This is a genomic window from Oleiphilus sp. HI0080 (assembly GCF_001635135.1).
Genome location: NZ_LWFU01000302.1, coordinates 1 through 386 on the forward strand (window position 1 = coordinate 1; position 386 = coordinate 386).

The window sequence follows — 386 nt, forward strand, 5'->3', positions numbered from 1 at the left end:
GTATTTAGCCTTGGAGGATGGTCCCCCCATCTTCAGACAAGATAACACGTGTCCCGTCCTACTTAATATGTGATCGCTGTGTCTTCGTGTACGGGGCTATCACCCTCTATTGCTGCACTTTCCAGAGCATTCCACTAACACAACAACCATCGGCTGATCCCCGTTCGCTCGCCGCTACTAGGGGAATCTCGGTTGATTTCTTTTCCTCCGGGTACTTAGATGTTTCAGTTCTCCGGGTTCGCTTCCTACACCTATGAATTCAGTGCAGGATATCCGCCTTATGACGGATGGGTTTCCCCATTCGGAAATCGTTGGGTCAAAGCTCGTTTACCAGCTTACCAACGCTTATCGCAGGTTTCTACGTCCTTCATCGCCTCTGACTGCCA

At 50.3% G+C, this 386-nt stretch carries 1 rRNA gene; it reads right to left on the reverse strand.

The window, feature by feature from the left end:
* Positions 1–386: ribosomal RNA gene (locus A3751_RS03195) — 23S ribosomal RNA — on the reverse strand; the annotation flags it as partial.